Origin of the sequence: Sinorhizobium psoraleae, assembly GCF_013283645.1 — a bacterium.
GTDB classification, from domain to species: Bacteria; Pseudomonadota; Alphaproteobacteria; order Rhizobiales; family Rhizobiaceae; genus Sinorhizobium; species Sinorhizobium psoraleae.
On record NZ_JABEKV010000003.1, the window covers coordinates 766380 to 783815 of the forward strand.

The following is a 17436-nucleotide window of genomic DNA, read 5'->3' on the forward strand; positions in this document are numbered from 1 at the left end:
TTCTCCTTGTGCGCCCGCATGGCAGGCCCTCCGGAACTCAGCCGGCCTGCGGTAGCGATCTTAGCGCGTCCGATTGGGCGCGCGGCGATGTAGCAGCACCGGCAAGGCTCACGATCCCGTCTAAGCCGTCGATTCTGGTAAGCCCCTGCGCTCCAGCTCGATGACGCTCGACCGATACGCCCGGTACGATCTCAACGGGAATGCCTTCGCCGTCCAGCCGTCGGATTTCCTTGCGCATTCCGGCAGATGCGGTGGGGTCGCCGGATTTGAGGCGCACCACGCGCTTGCCTGCCCGGACAAGCCCTATCATCGCATTGTGAATCTCTTCGTCGCCATCCGCGGCGCGGCTGCTGTGTCGATTGACGAAAAGGCGCTTTGCTTCCCGGCGGGCGAGTTCGAGCACCTCGTTCGAGATCGGTTCGTCGAAGAGAATGACATCAGCCGCCTGCAAGGCACGAACGGCCTTCAACGTCAGGAGTTCAGCATCGCCCGGTCCCATGCCGACGATCGTGACGCGGCCGATGGAGACGGGGGTCGCGTGCAAGCGATCCATCTCCTCCATCAGCCGCGCCTCGACACCCTCCTCCGGTGTCTCCAGAAACGCGCGATCGACGAACCGCTCCCAGAAGGCGCGGCGCGGCGCGCCGGGATTCAGTCGGGCGTTGACCCGTTCGCGGATCGCCTGCGCGATCGCCGCCCAGCCCTTGATCGCCGGCGGCAGCAGGGCTTCGATCCGGCGGCGGATGGCTTGCGCCAGGACCGGGGCCGCGCCGTCGGTCGAGATCGAAACGACGACCGGCGAGCGATTGACGATCGACCCGAACTGGAACTGGCAGAAGGCCGGCTTGTCGATGACATTGACGGGAACGCTCGCCGAACGCGCGGCATTGAAGAACGCCTCCGCTTCGGCATCGCCATCGCAATCGCCGATCGCAAGGGCGGCGCCGGAGAAAACGCCGCCGTGCCAGATTTGGTCGTGATGGACGAGGCGGCCGTCCTCGTGTGCGGCGCCACGCTTCAGGAGGCCCAGAAAGACGTCGCTCAATTGCGAGCGCGGCGCGTGAAGATGAACCTCCGCCCCACAGGCTGCCAGGAGTTCGGCCTTCCAGGCGGCGGCGTCGCTGCCGCCGGCAATCACGACGCGCTTCTTCTTCAAGCTCCAGAACAGCGGCAGCGTGGCGAGCGGAGCGACGCGTTGCGAGGAGGGCCGTGCGGTCCGGTCATTCAGCGGCAGCGGCAAGACATCCATCGATGATCCCCCTGATCTCTGCGCGGCAGGAGCCGCAATTGGTGCCGGCGCTAAGCCTCTCGCCGATCGCCTCGACACTGTGGCAGCCGTCTCGAATTGCGCCCGTGATCTGGTTGACGCCAACGCCGAAGCAGGAGCAGACGGTCGCGCCCGGGTCCTCTCTGCCGGCGCCGGGACGCCCCGCGGCGACCGCAAAGCGCATGCTGAGGTCGGCATGCGAGGCGCAAAGCTGGGAGACCGCCCAGTTGCGGGCGACCGCCACCGGCCGCGACGAGAGGAACAGGGCCGCAAGCAGGCGATCGCCGTCGTAGAATGCGAGGCGAAGCTCGCCGGACTGACGGTCGGTATAGCCAATCGGCTCGATCCCGGCCGGAATGGAAAAGCTTTGCCGGCACCAGCCGATCCAGTCCAGTTCCGGTTCGGCGAAGGCAAGCTCGACGCGCCAGCCGCCCTCGGCCTTGGCGAGTGCCCAATAGGCGGCATCCATTGCTCCGGGTTTCCAGGCGGAGACCGCGAAACCATAGGCCCGGGCGGCGAAACGGGCAGCCTTGACGGCCACGTTTTTCGACGCCGGTTGCCCGGACAATGGGTCGGTAATCGGCGGCACCAGCGCGTCGATGCGGGCCTTCGAAGCGAACTGGTCGTTCCAGTGCATCGGCACGAAGAGGCTTCCCTCCGCCTGCCGCTCCGTGAGAAGCGCCCGGACGACCGCCCGTCCGAAGGGGCTCTCGATCATCACCAGATCGGCATCAGCGACGGTGAGCTTTTGTGCGTCGCGCGGGTGGATTTCGGCAAACGGTTCGGCGATGTGGGCGGAGAGTCGGGCGCTCTTGCCGGTCCGGGTCATCGTGTGCCAATGGTCGCGGACGCGGCCGGTGTTGAGCGTGTAGGGATAGGCATCGTTTGCCCGTTTCGAGACCGACGCGCTGATCGCGACGAAGCTGGCCCGGCGATCCGGATGGTAAAACCCGCCGTCGGCGAAAAAACGTCTTCCTTGGGGCTGCGTACCCCGGGCCCACGGCCACTGGAAAGGCTTCAGATCGTCGTAGGCCGCCTTGTCGATCGCCGCGTGCGCGCCGATGTCGAAATCGCGGCGGCCATCGTTTTCGAAGCCGGAAAGGGCGGCATGTTCGGCGAAGACCTCGGCGGCGGAGGCATGGGCGAAGGCCTTGGCAAAGCCCATGCGCCGCCCGACCTCCGCCAGTTGCCACCAATCAGGGCGTGCCTCGTCGGGCGCATCGAGGAAGGCGCGCTGGCGGGAAATGCGCCGTTCGGAATTGGTGACCGTGCCGTCCTTCTCACCCCACCCAAGCGAAGGCAGAAGCACGTGGGCGTGGCGGCTCGTATCGGTCTGCCGCAGGATATCGGAGACGACGACGAAGGGACAGGCCCTGATCGCGGCCTCGACCGCATCCGCATCGGGCATCGAGACGACCGGGTTTGTCGCCATGATCCAGAGCGCCTTGATCCGCCCGTCGGCGACGGCGCGAAACATGTCGACGGCTTTGAGGCCGGGCTTGCTCGCGACCGTAGGTGCGTGCCAGAAGCGCTGGACGAGATCACGGTGAAGGGGTTTTTCGATGTCGAGATGGGCAGCGAGCATGTTGGCGAGCCCGCCGACCTCGCGCCCGCCCATGGCGTTGGGCTGGCCGGTCAGCGAGAACGGGCCCATCCCCGGCCGGCCGATCCGGCCTGTCGCAAGATGGCAATTGATGATCGCATTCACCTTATCGGTGCCGGAGGCCGACTGGTTCACGCCCTGGCTATAGCAGGTGACGACCTTTTCGGTTGTCTCGAACAGCCGGAAGAAATCGAGCAACTGCGTCTGCGAAAGCCCGGTCAGGGCCGAGAGTTCCGCGACATCCAGCGCGGAAGCGGCCGCAAAGGCTTCGGCGAAGCCTCTTGTGTGCGCGGAAATATAGTTCTGATCGACCGCGCCGCTCGCAGCAAGATGAGCGAACAGGCCATTGAAGAGCGCCACGTCGCTGTCGGGCGCAAGCGCCAGATGCATGCCGGCGATGTCGGTGGTCATCGTGCGGCGCGGATCGATGACGACGACCTTCATCTCCGGGCGGTTCGCCTTGGCCGCGGCAAGGCGCTGATAAAGGACCGGATGGCACCAGGCGAGGTTGGACCCGGTGAGCACGACGAGATCGGCAAGCTCCAGGTCTTCGTAGGCACCGGGAACCGTGTCGGAGCCAAAGGCGCGACGGTGACCGGCAACCGAGGAGGACATGCAGAGGCGTGAATTCGTGTCGATGTTCGCCGAACCGATGAAGCCCTTCATCAGCTTGTTGGCGACGTAATAGTCTTCGGTCAGCAATTGCCCGGAGACGTAAAAGGCGACCGAATCCGGGCCGTGCTCGGCAATGCTTTCCGCGAAGCGGCTGGCGACGAGATCCAGCGCTTCGTCCCAGAATGCGCGGCGGCCGCTGATCTCCGGATGGAGGAGGCGGCCGTCGAGATCGATGGTTTCGGCAAGCGCCGAACCCTTAGAACAGAGCCGGCCGAAATTGGCCGGATGCTCGGGATCGCCCTTGACGCTGACCGCACCGTCATCGCCCACGCGGGCGATGACACCGCATCCGACGCCGCAATAGGGGCAGGTGGTCTTTACGCTTTTCTCGTGGACCGGTTCTGGCATGCGATCTTACCAATTCCTCGTTTGGACCCGGGGTTGCGGCGGTGGCATCGCCTGGGAAAGTGATTCCTGTCGTGAACCTTTCCCGGCAAATCAGGCAGGCGCGAAAAACAAAAACGCCATGCAATCAGCCAAGTCACAAGGACAAGGATGAATTACACAGCGTCGATGCTGGTGCCTGGATTTATAGGCTGGCGGTGGTTCCGCTCCGTTGCGGATGCACCGTTTGTAATGCGGTCAGCGCGACTATCGCGGCCTGACTTGCTTCATTCGTATATTGGCAAAAGACAGGTGATTGCACAAGATTTAATATTTCGCGTCTAGTGCATAAAGAATGAGCAAATACACGGTCAGCCGAGGTCTTTCAGAAGCATGCCGAAAGTTATCAGGCTCAGGAGGATCGTCAGGCACTGCCAGAACAGCAGAGGATTGCGGTCCATCAGCGATTGCGGACGAGACCCGACCAGCTTTGGATTTGGATGCGACAGGTCGTACACGAACTCCGACAAGGCCTGATATCGTTTGGTGGGATCGGGGTGGACCGCCCTGCGGATCGCGGCCTCCACCCAGTCCGGCACGTCCGGCCGAATCTCGCGCAGGCTGTCGAAGCGCAGCTTCTGCTGCTGTTTCCGGGTTCTCGTTCGCGCCACGGCGGCGCCGTAGGGCAAACGGCCGGTCAGCATCTGGTAGGCGATTACGCCGAGCGAATAGAGGTCCGACAACTCGCTGCCCCGCTCTCCGACAAAATACTCCGGCGCCGCATACTGCACCGTACCGAGTATGTCGCCGCGATCGAGATCCGGCGCCGCCTCAATGACGCCGGCCACCAGCGCCGAACCGAAGTCTATGATTTTCACGGTGCCGTTCCAATCGATCATGAGGTTCTCTGGCCGCAGGTCCTGGTGGATGATTTCCTTGCGATGAAGGGCGCGAAGCCCGTCGGCAATCTGACCAATGATGTCGCGCATGGCACGCAATTCGGCTCGCGGGCGGTCGGCCATCCATTGGGCAAGGGTCTCGCCGTCGACGAACTCGTTAACGAGGTAGAGAGATTGGCGCGGCGTCAGCGGATGCCGGCTCTTCAACACATGCATGCTCGAAATGCGCCGTGCGATCCATTCCTCCATTGCGAAGCGCCGAAGGTAGTTCTCGTCCTCTCGCATGTCAGCCGATGTAAATTTCAGCGCTACGCTCTCGCCGGTTTGCGGATCGGTGGCGAGAAAGATATGGCTGCGGTTACTCGCATGGATTTGCCGATGAATCCGGTAGCCTTCGAACTCTCCAGGCACCCGGGGCAAGGGTGCCGGAGCCAACGAATCCGTCCTGTCGAAAACCGGCTCCAGATCGTCTTCAGGCAAGCCCTCGATCCGGACGATCTGGATAGTCAGGTTATCGCTGCTTCCCGCCTCATATGCCGACGCGGCAATATCAGCCGCTGACGAAGCAAGGTCGGTGCTCGACGCGATGATTGCGGCGATTTTGCGGGACGAAATGCTGTGGTGGATTCCGTCGGTCGTCAGCACGAAAACATCCCCGGGCTGGACATCCAGCCGGCGGTAATCGATTTCGACGGACGGCAGCAGCCCTAGCGCCCGACCGAGATAGCTTTCGATCTCTGATGCCACCAGACGATGGTCGGTGGTCAGCGGCTCGAGACTACGGTCAGAGAGTCGCCAGATGCGGCTGTCCCCGACATGGAAGAGGTGCGCTCTTCGACCCTTCAAGACGAGCGCCGAAAACGTTGTCACATGAGCGTGGTCGCGATCCTCGATGCCCCGGTTCTGCGCGTGGAGCCAGGAGTTGGTCGCGTCGATAACACGGCTTGCGGCGGTCTTTACGGTCCAGCCATCCGAGGTACAGTAATAGTCCGTCAGGAAGCTCTTGACCGCGGTCTCCGCGGCAATATGACTGACCGGGCTCGAGGAAATGCCATCGGCGATCGCGAGGGCGATACCCTTCATCATGAGGCCGGCGCCGTCTGGGACGATCGCACCATGGAAATCCTGATTGATCGCCTTGCGGCCCGCTGCCGAATACTGGCCGAGTGAGACCTTGAGCTTGCCCGACTCGAGAGACTTCAACATCCAATCTTCCCAACAGGAAGCGGTCCCGCCGTCTTCCGGCGGGACCAACAGGGTACGTTTTCACATCATTCGGCGGCGACGAGTCGCGTGGCGGGCTGTTCGGTTCCCTTGCGGCTCGGCGAGGTCTTGTAATGGGTGGCGTAGATCATGCCACCGACGAAGGTAAGGCCGCCGACGAGGTTTCCAACGACGGTCGGGATTTCGTTCCAGAGAAAGTAGTCCATCCACGTGAACTGACCGCCGAGCATGATGCCCGAAGGGAAGAGATACATGTTGACGATCGAGTGCTCGAAGCCGAGATAGAAGAAGATCAGGATCGGCATCCACATGGCAATCACCTTGCCGGACACCGAGTTCGACATCATTGCCGCGATGACGCCCGTCGAGACCATCCAGTTGCACATGACGGCCCGCACGAAGAGCGTCAACATGCCGGCGGCTCCAGCGGCCGCATAGCCGAGTGTTCGCGACTCGCCGATGGTGCCTATCTTTTGCCCGATCGCGTTGGGCTCCTGCGAAAAACCCATGGTGAAGATGATCGCCATGAAGACGGCGGTAGTCATTGCGCCCGCGAAGTTTCCGACAAAGACGAGGCCCCAGTTGCGCAGCACCCCACCGATGGTCACGCCGGGACGTTTGGCGATCAGCGCCAGCGGCGCCAGCGTAAACACGCCCGTCAGCAGATCAAAGCCCATGAGGTAAAGCATGCAGAAGCCGACCGGAAAGAGCAGGGCTCCGATCAGCGGCTCTCCCGTATTGACGTTGATGGTGACCGCGAACGCCGCCGCGAGCGCCAGAATGGCACCGGCCATATAGGCACGGATCAGAGTGTCCTTTGTGGACATGAAGACTTTGGACTCGCCCGCATCGATCATCTTCGTGGCGAATTCCTGGGGTGCTACGTAGGACATCGCGCTTCCTTTTCGCGTTCAGGAACGGCTCAGCGAGCCGCATGGTTGTCTGCAAGGTCGAGATAGATTTCTCGACCCTCGATCCGGACCGGGAAGGTTGATGTCCTTCCATCGTCCGCGCCTTGAGCTTCGCCCGTTTCAAGTGAAATCACCCAGTTGTGGAGCGGACATGTGACGCAGCCGTCATGAACGATCCCTTCGCTGAGCGGCCCGTTCTTGTGCGGGCATTTGTCTTCCAATGCGAAGATGCGATCATCGACGGTCCTGAAGACAGCAATCTTCGTTTCGCCCTTGTGGACGCGGCGTGAACCCTGGCGTGGGATATCGTCGACGGTGCCGACCAGAATCCACGCGGCCTCAGTTCTAAGATTGTGAGCATTCATTCCGCTGCTTCCTTCTGGATGACGGCCATCGGCCTGAACTCATGCTTGTCCTTGCCGGAGACGCGCTCCGACCACGGATCGACCTGAGCGAATTTCTGGCTGAAGACGAAGCGGTCGAAATAGGCCTTGCGCTTGTCGGCGTCGTCCATGATCTGGCGACGGATCTCGTCGAGACCGATGCGTTTCGCCCATTTGTAGATGCGTTCGAGATAGCGGGCCTGCTCGCGATACATCTGCGTCAGCGCGACGATGTGCTCCAGCGCCTCGTCCTCGGTCTTGACGAGCCCGAGGACCTCCGTGCCCTTGATGTCGAGTCCGGCCGCACCGGCGAAATGGATCTCGAAACCGGAGTCGACGCAGATGACGCCGACGTCCTTGCAGGTCGCTTCCGCGCAATTCCTTGGACAGCCGGAGACGGCCATCTTCACCTTGGCGGGCGTCCACGAGCCCCACATGAACTTCTCGATGCGGATGCCGAGCCCGGTCGAATCCTGCGTGCCGAAGCGGCACCATTGCTCGCCAACGCAGGTCTTCACCGTCCTGAGGCCCTTCGCGTAGGCCTGGCCGGAGACGAAGCCGGCCTTGCCGAGGTCGGCCCAGACGGCGGGCAGGTCCTCTTTCTCGATGCCAAGCAGGTCGATGCGCTGGCCGCCGGTCACCTTGACCATCGGCACGTTGAACTTGTCGACGACGTCGGCGATGGCGCGCAATTCCTTCGAACTGGTGACCCCGCCCCACATGCGCGGGACCACCGAATAGGTGCCGTCCTTCTGGATATTCGCGTGGACGCGCTCGTTGATGAAGCGCGACTGGTAGTCGTCGGCATATTCGTCCGGCCAGTCGCAGACGAGATAGTAGTTGAGCGCCGGCCGGCACTTGGCGCAGCCGCAGGACGTCTTCCATTCGAGCTCCTGCATGACGGCGGGAATGGACTTCAGCTTCTTGGCCTTGATCAGGCGGCGGACGTCGTCGTGCCCGAGTTCTGTGCAGTTGCACATCGGCTGGACGGCGGCCGGGTTGTAGCTGTCGCCGAGGGTCAACGACATCAGTTGCTCGACAAGACCGGTGCAGGAGCCGCAGGAGGCGGACGCCTTGGTGTGGGCGCGCACGTCGTCCAGCGACGTCAGGCGCTTCCCGGTGATCGCCCCGACGATCTTGCCTTTGCATACGCCGTTGCAGCCGCAGATCTCCGCATCATCCGGCAAGGCTGCAACGGCCGCCATAGGGTCCAGCGGGGACCCTCCCTGGTAGGCCTGGCCGAAGATCAGCGTGTCGCGCATCTCGGCGATGTCGGTGCCGCGCTTCATGAGGTCGTTGAACCAGGCACCGTCCGCGGTCTCGCCGTAGAGCACCGTGCCGATGATGCGGTTCTCCTTGAGCACCAGACGCTTGTAGATGCCGGCAGTGGCATCGCGCAGCACGATTTCCTCTCGTCCGTCGCCATCGGCAAAGTCGCCGACCGAAAAGAGATTGATGCCGGTCACCTTGAGCTTCGTCGGCGTATCGGAATGGACGAAGGCGGCGCTGCGTTCTCCGGCAAGATGGGCGGCGGCAACGCGCGCCATTTCATAAAGCGGCGCGACGAGACCGTAGACCATGCCTCCGACTTCGGCGCATTCGCCGAGCGCCATGATATCCCCGTCCGAGGTCTGCATGCCGGCGTCGACGACTATGCCGCGGTTGACGGCGAGCCCAGCCTCCTTGGCAAGGCCGACATTCGGCCTGATGCCGACCGCCATCACGACCAGCGTTGCCGGAATGATGCGCCCGTCGTCGAGCTCGATGCCCTCGACCTTGCCCTCGCCAACGATCCGTTTGGTATTTGCCTTGGTGATGACCTTGATGCCGCGCTCCTCGACCGCCTTCTGCAAGAGATAACCGGCGGCCGGATCTAGCTGGCGCTCCATCAGCGTCGGCATGACGTGCAGCACGGTGACCTCCATGCCGCGCGCCTTCAGACCGGCTGCCGCCTCCAGGCCGAGCAGGCCGCCACCGATGACGATCGCCTTTTCGCGCGACTGGGCGGCAAGCAGCATCGCCTGCACGTCGTCGAGATCGCGATAGGTGATGACGCCGCGCAGATCCTTGCCGGGAACGGGAATGATGAAGGGCACCGAACCGGTGGCGATCACCAGCTTGTCGTAGCTTTCCGTGACGCCGTGGTCGGAGGTGACCGTCTTGGCGTGACGATCGATCGCAACGATCTTGTGACCCTTGTAGAGGGTGATGCCGTGCTGGATGTACCAGCCGTCGCCGTGAATGACGATCTGCTCGTAGGTCTTTTCGCCGGAAAGAACCGGCGACAGCATGATGCGGTCGTAATTGACGCGCGGTTCGGCGTTGAAGATCGTTACTTCATAGCCCCCGGGCGCCTTTTCGAAGAGTTCTTCCAGCATGCGGCCCGGCGCCATGCCGTTGCCAACGATCACCAGTTTCTCTGTCATCATTTCACTCCGCGGCTTGTTTCTTGAGAGTTTGGGCGGACAACATGGTTCGGGCGGCGCGCTTGTTCCGGATCGCGTCGAGATGTTCGGGATCGGGGTTGGCGCCGCCTTCATAGGCTTCCAGGAAGTCCAGGAGTTCCTCGCGGTAGGCGTAGTAGTCGGGGTGCGACAGAAGCTCCTTGCGCGAGCGCGGCCGCGGCAGGTTCACTTCCATGATGTTGCCGATCCGCGCGTTCGGACCGTTCGACATCATCACCACCCGGTCTGCGAGCAGGATCGCCTCATCGACGTCGTGCGTGACGCAGATTGCGGTCACCTGGGTCCGCTTCCACACGTCCATCAGCACTTCCTGCAGCTCCCAGCGGGTGAGGCTGTCGAGCATGCCGAAGGGTTCGTCGAGGAGGAGCAGTTTCGGCGACAGAGCGAACGCCCGCGCGATGCCGACACGCTGCTTCATGCCGTTCGACAGGTCGGCCGCGAGCCGGTGCATCGCATCGCCGAGGCCGACGCGCTGCAGGTAATATTCGACGACATCGCGCCGCTCGGCCGGTGTCGCATCGGGATAGACCCGGTCGACGCCGAGCGCGACGTTTTCACGGGCGGTCAGCCAGGGAAGCAGGGACGGAGCCTGGAAAACCACCGCTCGGTCCGGGCCGGCGCCCGAAATTTCCCGTCCATCGAGGATGATGCCGCCGGACGAGATCGGGTTGAGGCCGGCCATCATCGACAGAACGGTCGACTTGCCGCATCCGGAATGCCCGATGATCGAGACGAATTCACCCCTGTTCATCTTGAGGTTGAAGCCGTCGACCACCGTCAGGGGACCTTTCGGCGTCGGATAGGCCTTCCGCACTTCGAAAAACTCGACATAGCTCTTCTCGATCGCGGAGCGCGCCTTTCGGGCATAGGCGTCCGGTAGCTTGGCGCCGGCCAGCTTCTGCGTGATCGGCACGACGTTCGGCAAGGCCACGGCGCCGCTTTCGGCCGTGCTGCGTCCTGCGCCCAGATCCATCAGATATTCGGTGACGGCGCCACGAAGGCGAATGAACTCGGCATTCGAGTTCATTTCCGCGCGGTCGCGCGGGCGCGGCAGATTCACCTCGAAGCTCGGCCCCAGCGATGCCATCGGGCCGGGCGTCAGGGGAATGATCCGGTCGGCAAGCAGGATCGCCTCGTCGACGTCGTTGGTGATGAGGATGATGGTCTTCTTTTCCTTTGACGAAATCTCCGCGAGTTCGTCCTGAAGCTTCGAGCGGGTGAGCGCGTCGAGCGCCGAGAGCGGCTCGTCGAGCAGGAGCACGTCTGGCTGCATCGCAAGCGCTCTTGCCACGGCAACGCGCTGGCGCATGCCGCCCGAGAGCTCCGCAGGCCGCCGTTCCGTCGCATGGGACAGGCCGACCATCTCGATATAGTACTGAACGATCCTCGCCCGTTCCGCCTTGCTCTTGCCGGAATGCACCGCGTCGACCGCAAGGGCGACGTTGGCGCGAACCGAGAGCCAGGGCATCAACGAATAGGACTGGAACACGAGCCCGCGCTCCGGCCCGGGACCCGACACTTCCTTGTCGCGGAAGAGCACCGCGCCCCGATCCGGCGTCGTCAGGCCGGCGAGGAGGGAAATCAGCGTCGATTTGCCTGAACCGGAAAAGCCGACGATGGCAATGAACTCGCCTTCCTGAACCTTGAGGTTCACGCCCGAGAGGACGTCGTTGCGCGACTTGCCCTCGCCGAAGGACTTCGAGACATCGCTCAGTTGAAGAATTGTCACGGGCGCCCTCCTACCGGTTCGACGTGAAGGTGAAGGCGGACTGGAGGGCATACATGACCCGGTCCAGAATGAAGCCGATGACGCCGATCGACAGAACCGCGACCATGATGCGGGCTAGCGAGTCGGACGAGCCGTTCTGGAACTCGTCCCATACGAACTTTCCGAGGCCTGGGTTCTGGGCGAGCATCTCAGCCGCAATCAACACCATCCAGCCCACGCCCAGCGACAGCCTGAGGCCGGTGAAGATCAAGGGAAGGGCGGACGGGAGAACGAGCTTGCGGATCGTCGTCGCGGTCGAAAGCTGCAGGACCTTGCCGACGTTGACCAAATCCCTGTCGATCGAGGCGACGCCGAGGGCCGTGTTGATCAGCGTCGGCCACAGCGAACAGAGGGTCACGGTCACCGCCGAGATCACCAGGGACTTAGGCAGCAGGCTCGACGGATCCGCATAAAGTGCCGAGACGACCATGGTCACGATCGGCAGCCATGCCAGCGGCGAGACCGGCTTGAAGATCTGGATCAGCGGATTGATCGCGCCGCTGATCGTCTTGGAGAGACCCGAAGCGATTCCGAGCGGTACCGCGACCAGGGTCGCGATTACAAAGCCGAGTCCGACCGTCATCAACGACGTCGCGATCTGGTCGATATAGGTCGGCTTGCCGGTGAACACACGATGCTTCACCTGGTCGGACTTGCCCTCGGCGACGAGCTTGGCGTTGCGTTCGTCCTGCCGGGCATAGAAGGCGGCTGCCTTGCTCCGTTCCGCAAAGTGGTCCTGGAGGAGCACGTTCGCCTGGCTGAAAACGGCGGCAGGCCCCGGAATGGCACCAAGCGAGGTTTGAACCTTGGGCGCAAGAAAGCCCCAGAGGGCCAGAAAACACAGGATGCCGGCAAGCGGTACCAGCAGCACTTTGCGGATCTCTGACATCTGCTCGGCGACATTGTCGCCGGCGGCCATGCGCAGGATCGGGGTCACCCAACCAAGCCCGAGCACGTTGAGCCAACCGGCGGCCTTATTGATCCGCTGAAACAGACGCTCGCGTCGCGCTAGTTTCGATTGAGCCACGGTGATCGCTTGAGTCATGGATTTGTCTCATCTGTTGGAATTGTGGTCTCGGAACCGGCGGCCACGGATTTCGCGCCGCCGGCTCGAAGTTCAGCCGCCGACGACGTCCGACCCGGATATCGTCTGTCCGTTCTTCAGCCCGATCTTGAGGGAGTCGATGTATGCGTTCGGCGCCTTCGCATCGAAGGCGACACCGTCGATAAAGTCGGTGGTCGGCGCCCTGTAGCCGTCGGTGCCGAAGGGGAAGTCGCCCTTGTCGGCGGTACCCTCTTCAACCAGCATCTCGGCTGCCTTCATGTAGATGTCCGGCAGGTAGACGGATTTGGCCGTTTCCGCATACCAGGCATCGTCCTTGTGCTCGGCGATCTGACCCCAACGGCGCATCTGCGTCAGGTACCAGATGGCATCGGAGTAGAACGGATAGGTCGCGTTGTGGCGGAAGAACACGTTGAAGTCCGGAACGTCGCGCTTGTCGCCTCGCTCGTATTCGAAAGTGCCGGTCATCGAGTTCGCGATAACGGCGGCGTCGGCGCCGACATATTCGCTGCGCGACAGAATTTCGACGGCCTCGGCCCTGTTAGCATTGTTGTTTTCGTCCAGCCATTTGGCTGCGCGAATGAGCGCCTTGGTGAGCGCAAGCGTCGTGTTCGGGTATTTTTCGGTGAAGTCCTTGGTCAGCCCGAAGACCTTCTCCGGATTGTTCTTCCAGATTTCGTAGTCGGTCACGACCGGTACGCCGATGCCCTTGAAGACTGCAGCCTGGTTCCAGGGCTCGCCCACGCTATAGCCGACGATCGTGCCGGCCTCGAGGGTGGAGGGCATCTGTGGCGGCGGCGTCACCGAAAGGAGTGCATCCGCTCTGATCTGTCCCGCGACATTTTCCGGTGAATAGAACCCCGGATGGATGCCGCCGGCAGCCAGCCAGTAGCGAAGCTCGTAATTGTGGGTGGAAACCGGAAAGACCATGCCGAGATTGAACGGCTTGCCCTCGGCCTTGAAAGCCTCCACGACGGGCTTCAGTGCGTCGGCCTTGATGGGATGGACCGGTTTGCCGTCGTCGCCGAGCGGAATGTTCTCCTTCATCATCGCCCAGACGTCGTTCGAGACGGTGATGCCGTTGCCATTCAAGTCCATGGAGAAGGGCGTGACGATATGCGCCTTGGTGCCGAAGCCGATGGTGGCGGCGAGCGGCTGACCGGCGAGCATATGCGCGCCGTCCAGTTCGCCGGTTATCACGCGATCGAGCAGCACCTTCCAGTTGGCCTGCGGTTCGAGCGTGACGAACAGACCCTCTTCCTCGAAGAAGCCCTTCTCATAGGCGATCGCGAGGGGCGCCATGTCGGTGAGCTTTATGAAGCCGAGCTTGAGTTCGTCCTTCTCGAGCTCCAGCATTTCGGCGGACGCGAAAGAGCTGGCGCCGACGTAGAGCGCGGCCGCCCAGGTGGCGACGGTCGAACACTTCGCGATTTTTCCAATGGAAGGCCTGCTCATGCTGTTCTCCTGTTTATCGGCGATGGGAGGTTCGCCTGCGGTTGCGACGTTCGGGACAAAAGAAAAAGGCTGCCAAAACCGAATCCGACGCTCTGCCTCGTTCAGAGCGCGTTCCCGGTTTGGCAGCCTTGCCTTCTGCGCCCTTCATTGGACGCCGATTATTTCGAGCGGACCCCTATGGCCCTACGCTTTCCTCAATGCAGGATCCGTGCCAGTTTGCGACTGTGCCGATTTCTTCGGTTTTTCAGGGATGTACCCAAAGCGCCGATTCACTGGTGAGCGGCTCTTAAGCTGTTCCTTGAATAAATTTTGCGCAGTGCACAATAATCGAGCAATGGCAGGAGGCGGGTTCAGCGCTGGCTCGCGACGTAGTCGTCGAGCCGGTCCGGGTCGAAGATCCGGCCATCGAAGAAGCCGTCGGGGCCTAGAACAAGTCCCTTTTCCGAAGCGCCGACCGGCGCCGCGACGGTCAGGGCGCCTTCGACCTTCATATTGGCGCCGGGCATCGGCGCGGCGATCGGCTTCAACGCCTGTCGGTAGATGTCGGGCCGGTAGGTGTCACGCGCGCGCTCCGCCAGCGCCGCCGAATGCGGCGTGTGTCCCCAGCGCACCATCTGGCTGTAGAACCAGAGGGCATGGCTCTGCCAGGGAAAGGTTGCGCCCTTGGCGTGCGGGACGAAGAACTCCGGAATATAGCCGGTCGCGCCACTGCCGAGCGTCAGTCGGCCCGTAAGGATCGGCATGAGCCTCTCGTGTGGCAGATCAAGATAGGCAGGCGTGCTCATCAGTGCCGCGAGTTCTTCATGGTTGGCGCTTTCGCCGCACCACATCGAGCTTCGGTAAAGCGCGCGCAGCAGGGCGTCCAGCGCCGGGCGGTTTTCCGAGGCGAACCGGGCCGAAACGCCGAGCACCTTTTCCGGGCTCAGCCGCCAGATCGATGCTTTGGTGGTGACAATGCGCCCGGCATTGCTTGCGACCGCAACGCTGTTCCACGGTTCGCCGACGCAGAAGCCGTCTATCGCGCCGGTCGAGAGCGCATCCGCCATCAGCGGCGGCGGGACCACCACGATCTCGACGTGCCTTTCCGGGTCGATGCCGCAGCCCGCGAGCCAGTAACGCAGTTCGTAGTTATGGCCGGAGAAAGGGTGCACGACGGCAAAACGCAGCGGCGGCTCGCCCGAGGCGCGGCGGCGTTCGACGACGCGCCTGAGTGCTGCGCCATTGGCGCTCGGGTCAGTGCCGGGGCCGGCGTCCTCGGCAGCCATGCGGCCCCAAAGGTCCTGCGAGACCGTCACCGCATTGCCGCCAAGTCCGAGTGCAAGGGGCGCCACGAGTTCCAGCGACAGCGGCGTCAGGCCGAGATTGGATGCAATCGGCATTGGCGCCAGCATGTGGGCCGCCTGGAAATGGCCGACGGCGATCCGATCGCGGATATTGGCCCAGGAGGTTTCGCGGACCAGATGCACCGACAGGCCCTCGTCGCCGGCGAAACCCTTCTCGATGGCCGCGACCAGCACTGCGCTGTCGAAGAGGGGCATGAAACCAAGGGTGATATCGGCGGTGGCAGCCATTCACAGATCCTCCAGCAATCCCGCCGCCAGTACCAGGCTTTGTGCGATTTCGGCTATTTTGCGGTTCTGGTTCATCGCGGTCGTGCGCAGGAGTTTGTAGGCCTCCTCTTCGCCGATGCCGCGCGACTTCATCAAGATGCCCTTGGCGCGATCGATCACCTTGCGGTCTGCAAGCTCGCTGCGAGCGTCCGCCAGTTCGCGTTCCATGCGTGAAAAGGCGTTGAAGCGGCTGATCGCCATGTCGAGGATCGGCTTCACGCGTTCCTGCCGCAGCCCGTCCACGACATAAGCCGAAACGCCGGCATCGATCGCCGCCTCGATCATGCTGCTGTCGGAGCGATCGACGAACATGGCGATCGGGCGCTTAACCGAGCGAGAGAGCTGGAACATGCTCTCCAGCAAATCGCGATTGGGATTTTCGAGATCGATGACGATCACGTCCGGCTGCAACCGTTCGATCACGCGCCCGACACCATGGACGTCGTGCACGACGCTTACGCGGCTGTGGCCGGCATCACGCAGTCCCGCCTCGATGATCGAGGCGCGGATGGCGTTCTCGTCAATCACGAGAATGGTCAGGTCGCGGTGATTCATGCGGCGATCATGATGCAGTGCAGCAAATTTCGCAACATGCCTGCCTAAAAAATTTGCGCTTCCGCAGGTTGCATGAATTTAAGGCGGAGACGAGTTCGGCATCGCTCAAAACCGCTGAGGCTTGAACTGATCTGCACGCCCCTCCATCTATTTTGAACACAGCGTGCCAATTCTTTCGGTCCTTGGTGAGCGGCGATGGTCACTGCTGTTTGAGGATCAGATCATGGGTTTCATGGACAAGGAAATAGCGCCCGTCGATGACGGCGCGCTGACGGACGCCTATTCGCATGCAATTGCCGGGGCGGTTGACGTGGTCGGCCCTGCGGTCAGCCGCATCGAACGAGTGGGCGGCAGGGCCGGTCACGGCTCGGGCTTCGCCATCTCTTCCGACGGGCTGATCGTGACGAACAATCACGTCGTCGGGGATTCCAAGGCCGTCCGCATCACGACGCCGGACGAGTTCGTGACGGAAGGTCGCGTGCTCGGCCGCGATGTCGACACCGACATCGCACTCATCCGGGCGAACTCGGGCGTCGGAGCCTGGGCGCGCCTGGGGGATTCGAAACGGCTGCGGCGCGGGCACATCGCAATTGCCATCGGCAATCCGCTAGGTTTCGAATGGACCGTCACCGCCGGCATCGTTTCGGCGCTCGGGCGCACGATGCGGGCGGCAAGCGGGCGGCTGATGGACGACGTGATCCAGACCGACGCTGCCCTCAACCCTGGAAATTCGGGAGGGCCGTTGGTCTCCTCGAGCGGCGAGGTGATCGGGGTGAACACGGCCGTAATCCAGGGCGCGCAGAGCATTGCCTTCGCGGTCGCCTCGAACACGGCAAATTTCGTGATTTCCGAGATACTCAGATACGGCCATGTCAGGCGGGCGTTCATCGGCATCGCCGGCGATACTATCGAACTTCCGCGCAGGATCGCCCTGGCGGCGGGGACCGATCAGACGACATCGGTTCGGCTGAGACGGCTGGAACCCGGCGGGCCGGCCGAGCGCGGCGGCCTTCGGGAAGGCGATTACGTCCTGGCGATCGACGGCAAGCCCGTCAGCGGCGTTGACGACGTCGTGAGGCTGATGGACGGCAGCAGGATCGGTCAGGCGACCGAATTCCTGATCTTCTCAGTGGCGGGCAAGATCGAAACGAGGACGCTGGTGCCGGTCGCGCGTTCGTGAGCGGCCTACTGCATGATTCTTTGAATCGGAATCGATTTACAGCGACCTTGCGCG

General features: G+C 62.7%; 12 protein-coding genes. 1 reads left to right on the plus strand and 11 read right to left on the minus strand.

From position 1 onward, the window contains the following. Positions 1-37: 37 nt before the first annotated feature. The 11 genes from ILFOPFJJ_RS19330 to ILFOPFJJ_RS19380 form a co-directional block, all read right to left on the minus strand. A complete protein-coding gene (locus ILFOPFJJ_RS19330) occupies positions 38-1249 on the minus strand; it encodes a siroheme synthase family protein (RefSeq protein ID WP_173512171.1) in 1212 nt (403 codons plus the stop codon). Further along, positions 1221-3893: a nitrate reductase gene (locus ILFOPFJJ_RS19335; RefSeq protein ID WP_173512172.1), complete on the minus strand. Its 2673-nt coding sequence runs from the start codon at positions 3891-3893 to the stop codon at positions 1221-1223. Before ILFOPFJJ_RS19335 ends, ILFOPFJJ_RS19330 begins: the two co-directional genes overlap by 29 nt. Positions 3894-4240: 347 nt before the next feature. After that, on the minus strand, positions 4241-5974 hold the full coding sequence (locus tag ILFOPFJJ_RS19340; RefSeq protein WP_173512173.1) for a bifunctional protein-serine/threonine kinase/phosphatase: 1734 nt from the start codon (positions 5972-5974) through the stop codon (positions 4241-4243). Positions 5975-6039: 65 nt separating this feature from the next. Beyond that, positions 6040-6885: a formate/nitrite transporter family protein gene (locus tag ILFOPFJJ_RS19345; RefSeq protein ID WP_173512174.1), complete on the minus strand. Its 846-nt coding sequence runs from the start codon at positions 6883-6885 to the stop codon at positions 6040-6042. 29 nt (positions 6886-6914) lie between these two features. Then, the gene (gene nirD / locus ILFOPFJJ_RS19350) at positions 6915-7268 is read right to left on the minus strand and encodes a nitrite reductase small subunit NirD (RefSeq protein ID WP_173512175.1); all 354 of its coding nucleotides are present in this window, start codon (positions 7266-7268) and stop codon (positions 6915-6917) included. Next, a complete protein-coding gene (gene nirB / locus ILFOPFJJ_RS19355) occupies positions 7265-9712 on the minus strand; it encodes a nitrite reductase large subunit NirB (RefSeq protein ID WP_173512176.1) in 2448 nt (815 codons plus the stop codon). Before nirB ends, nirD begins: the two co-directional genes overlap by 4 nt. A gap of 4 nt (positions 9713-9716) precedes the next feature. Beyond that, complete coding sequence (locus ILFOPFJJ_RS19360; protein ID WP_312032708.1) at positions 9717-11480, minus strand: ABC transporter ATP-binding protein; 1764 nt, start codon at positions 11478-11480, stop codon at positions 9717-9719. Between the two features lie 10 nt (positions 11481-11490). After that, a complete protein-coding gene (locus ILFOPFJJ_RS19365; protein ID WP_173512178.1) occupies positions 11491-12564 on the minus strand; it encodes an ABC transporter permease in 1074 nt (357 codons plus the stop codon). Between the two features lie 72 nt (positions 12565-12636). After that, entirely contained in the window at positions 12637-14037 is a 1401-nt protein-coding gene (locus ILFOPFJJ_RS19370; protein ID WP_173512179.1) for a CmpA/NrtA family ABC transporter substrate-binding protein, read from the minus strand. Between the two features lie 350 nt (positions 14038-14387). Next, on the minus strand, positions 14388-15608 hold the full coding sequence (locus ILFOPFJJ_RS19375) for a CmpA/NrtA family ABC transporter substrate-binding protein (protein WP_173512180.1): 1221 nt from the start codon (positions 15606-15608) through the stop codon (positions 14388-14390). Then, positions 15609-16202: an ANTAR domain-containing response regulator gene (locus ILFOPFJJ_RS19380; protein ID WP_173512181.1), complete on the minus strand. Its 594-nt coding sequence runs from the start codon at positions 16200-16202 to the stop codon at positions 15609-15611. It abuts the gene before it with no gap. Positions 16203-16425: 223 nt separating this feature from the next. On the opposite strand from ILFOPFJJ_RS19380, the gene ILFOPFJJ_RS19385 reads away from it, so the two are divergent. Beyond that, positions 16426-17382: a S1C family serine protease gene (locus tag ILFOPFJJ_RS19385; RefSeq protein ID WP_173512182.1), complete on the plus strand. Its 957-nt coding sequence runs from the start codon at positions 16426-16428 to the stop codon at positions 17380-17382. Positions 17383-17436: the final 54 nt, after the last annotated feature.